Genomic DNA, 2907 nt, shown 5'->3' with positions numbered 1-2907 from the left:
GCCCCCAAGGGCCCACGGCCCCCAAGGGCCCACGGCCGCCCACGGCCGCCGGCGGACTAGAAGCCCCTGGTCCGCTTGGCGGCCCGCCGCTTCTCCGCGGACCCGATCCGCAGGAACATGCGGGAGATCTCCGACCCGAGATTCACCCCGATGGCGATGGCCATGGCGAGGGCCACCGCCTTCGACAGCGACACCAGCCCCTCGTCCACCTCGTTCTGCGCGATCGCCAGCAGCCCGAAGTACGTCGCGGAACCCGGCAGCAGCGGCCCGATCGCCGCGGTCGTGTAGGGCAGGGCGGAGGCGAACTGATACCGCGACAGCAACTGCCCGAACAGCCCCACCAGGCCCGCTGCCGCCGCCGTGGACGCCACCGGCGAGATGTCCCCCACGTAGTGCATCGCGCCGAACACCACCCACGCGACACCGCCGTTCAGCGTCACCCACATCACGGTGGATCGTTCCTGCTGGAGCAGCACCGCGAACGCCAGTGACAGCAGCATCGACGCCCCGATCATGATCAACGGGTCGTCGGAGGCCCCGAGCGCCTGGTCCGGGTTGAGCCGCGCCCCCAGCTGCACGCCGAAGTACAGCACCAGCAGCACACCCGCGACGATGCCCACGAAGAAGTACATGACCTCCAGCAGCCGCGCGGACGCGGTGATGTAGAAGCCGGTCAGACCGTCCTGCACACCCGCCACCAGCGCCCGCCCGGGCAGCAGCGCGAACAGCCCACCGGTGATCACCGCCGACGCCTTCACGTCGACGTGGGCCAGCGTCAGCGCGATCCCGATCGCGGCCGGCGGCGTCGCGGCCACGGTGAACTGGTAGAACTCCGGCAGTCCGCGCCCCGCGCACAGCCACGCCAGCCGGTCGCCGAGCATCGCGCCCAGCGCCGCCGCGACGAACACGATCAGGTCGCCGCCCACGAGCACGGAGGCCGCACCGGCCAGCAGCCCGCTCGCACCGGTCAGCGCCCAGCCGGGGTAGGGGTGGCGGTTACGGCGGATCTCCGCGAGCCGCCGGTAGGCCTCCTCCAGGGAGACCGCCGTCTCGTCGTCGCTGAGGTCGTCCACCAGCTGGTACACGGCGGCCAGACGCGTGTAGTCGGTGCCCCGGCGGCGCACGGTCCGCGACGCCGTGATCGGGTCGTCGACGAGGGACGGCTGGTAGGAGATCGCCAGCAGCGTGAAGGTGACGTTGGGCTCGCAGCGGTCCAGGCCGTACGACCGGCACACGGCGAACATCGCCGCCTCCACGTCCTCGGCGCCCTCACCGCCCGCCAGCAGCAGCTCGCCGATACGCAGCGTCAGGTCGAGCACGCGCGGCACGGCCGGCCCGCTCTCGTCGCTGCTGCGCTGGCTGATCTCCGGCGCCGGCCGCTCCGCCACCGGCATGCGCAGCATCGTGCGCATCCGGTCCTGCCAGGGCACGTCCTTGGTCAGGCTGACCACGGGGATCCCGCTCGGCGGCGTGAAGGCCGTCGGGGCGTGCTTCGCGCTGTAGGTGCTCGGCGGGGTGAACGCCGACCCCTCCTGCTCCGCCGAGAGCGCCGCATGCACGCCCAGCCCTTGCGGCACGGCGAACTCGGAGGTTGTCTCGGGCTCCGCACCTGCCGTTCTGAGCAGGGCCAGGCCCTCGGGGATCGCGAACTCCGACGTCGTCGACATGTCGCCGTCGACGCCGGTCCCGGCCGGAGGCAGGAACGCACTCCTCGCCTCGTCCGACTTCGGTTTGCGGTCCTCCGCGTCCGTCACTGCCTGGCGCTCCCTGTACGACACGTCAGCCTCGTACCCCCCACAGCCTCAGTATGCGCACAGACGGACGAACGGGCCGCACACGCAGGCGTGCGGCCCGTGAGCATCAAGAAAAGGGGTCAGTGACCGCCCTGGTCCTTGAAGCGCTTGTAGGACCGCTCGATCTCGGCCTCGGCGTCGGTGCGGCCCACCCAGTCGGCACCCTCGACCGACTTGCCCGGCTCAAGGTCCTTGTAGACCTCGAAGAAGTGCTGGATCTCCAGGCGGTCGAACTCCGACACGTGGTGAATGTCCCGCAGGTGCTCCACGCGCGGGTCCGTCGACGGCACGCACAGCAGCTTGTCGTCGCCGCCCGCCTCGTCCGTCATACGGAACATGCCGATCGCCCGGCAGCGGATCAGGCAGCCCGGGAACGTCGGCTCGTCGAGGATGACCAGCGCGTCCAGCGGGTCGCCGTCCTCGCCGAGGGTGTTCTCGACGAAGCCGTAGTCGGTCGGGTAGGCGGTCGAGGTGAAGAGTCGCCGGTCCAGGCGGATACGACCGGTCTCGTGGTCCACCTCGTACTTGTTGCGCGAACCCTTCGGAATCTCGATCGTGACGTCGAACTCCACCGGTGGCTCCTCCATGATCAACACATAGTTCTGGTGGTTAAGTGTCCCTCACGCAGGTGTGTGATCGCGAAAGGGGCTGGTGGTCGTGCCAGAGCTGAGGCCTTGGCGGGCCGCGAAGCCGCACGTGGTGCGGCTCGCGGATGCCGTACGACCGCGCCTGGCCCGGGCCGCAGCAGCCACGAAACCACAGCTCGCGCGGCTCGCACGAGCCGGAAAACCGCAGGTCGCGAAGGCAGCGCTGCCGAAGACCTGGCAGTACACCGCGGGCGCCGCCACCGCCGGACTCGCACTGACCGCCGGTGTGGTGACCGCCGCCGGTCCCTGGGACTCCTCGGGTCAGCGTACGGCCGAGCGGGACCGGGCCGTGGCCCTGGGCCGCGCGGGTGGCGCAGATCACGGCAGCGCCCCCGGCGCGCCCGGCCGGCCCCGGCCCGCACCCAGCGCCGGACCGGTGCTGACCGGCCTCGGCGGCGTCAGCACGGTGAAGTCCGCCCCGGACGGCAAGGCCCTCACGGACGCCCTCACGCCCCTGCTGAAGGACC

Annotated in this window: 2 protein-coding genes and 1 pseudogene; 1 reads left to right on the top strand and 2 read right to left on the bottom strand. The window is 71.2% G+C overall.

The features are described from left to right. Positions 1 to 56: 56 nt before the first annotated feature. Together C1J00_RS41440 and C1J00_RS41435 are read right to left on the bottom strand one after the other, a co-directional pair. Complete coding sequence (locus C1J00_RS41440; RefSeq protein WP_102913979.1) at positions 57 to 1754, bottom strand: threonine/serine exporter family protein; 1698 nt, start codon at positions 1752 to 1754, stop codon at positions 57 to 59. A gap of 119 nt (positions 1755 to 1873) precedes the next feature. Beyond that, positions 1874 to 2365 carry an inorganic diphosphatase gene (locus C1J00_RS41435; RefSeq protein WP_007452023.1) on the bottom strand — a complete coding sequence of 164 codons (492 nt, stop codon included), beginning with the start codon at positions 2363 to 2365 and terminating at the stop codon, positions 1874 to 1876. A 79-nt stretch (positions 2366 to 2444) separates the two neighbouring features. On the opposite strand from C1J00_RS41435, the pseudogene C1J00_RS41430 reads away from it, so the two are divergent. Next, positions 2445 to 2907: pseudogene (locus C1J00_RS41430) on the top strand (D-alanyl-D-alanine carboxypeptidase/D-alanyl-D-alanine endopeptidase); the annotation flags it as partial.

The organism is Streptomyces cahuitamycinicus, assembly GCF_002891435.1.
Lineage (GTDB): Bacteria > Actinomycetota > Actinomycetes > Streptomycetales > Streptomycetaceae > Streptomyces > Streptomyces cahuitamycinicus.
Note: the sequence above shows the minus strand (reverse complement) of the source record. Positions and strands in the feature narration are given on the sequence as shown.